Source organism: Pseudomonas sp. 2822-15 (genome assembly GCF_002742515.1).
GTDB classification, from domain to species: domain Bacteria; phylum Pseudomonadota; class Gammaproteobacteria; order Pseudomonadales; family Pseudomonadaceae; genus Aquipseudomonas; species Aquipseudomonas salomonii.
Genome location: NZ_LJRY01000337.1, coordinates 1 through 265 on the forward strand (window position 1 = coordinate 1; position 265 = coordinate 265).

Sequence of the window (265 nt, forward strand, 5' to 3'; positions counted from 1 at the left end):
AGTCACATTCGCATACTGAGCACCATTCAATGTAATTTTTACACCATCAATTTCTTTTGTTTCATTAATTTCGTTTTCTTCGTAGAATACTTCCTTATCAGCGATATTATCAGTTGTCATTCTATCTTGGTATAACAGTGATGTTGCCTCAGCTTTCTTTTCACCTTCTTCATTAAATGGAATATTGAATATTGCATCATTACCTAACTTTTGCGATACATCATCATTTAGAAATAACGCATCTATTTTCAAAGTTGGAGGACCG

At 32.8% G+C, this 265-nt stretch carries 1 protein-coding gene; it reads right to left on the reverse strand.

All coding sequences use genetic code 11. The annotated features are described in order from the left end of the window. Positions 1-265 (reverse strand): hypothetical protein (locus AOA59_RS32520; RefSeq protein WP_218212232.1); only part of this gene is annotated, 265 nt, incomplete at both ends.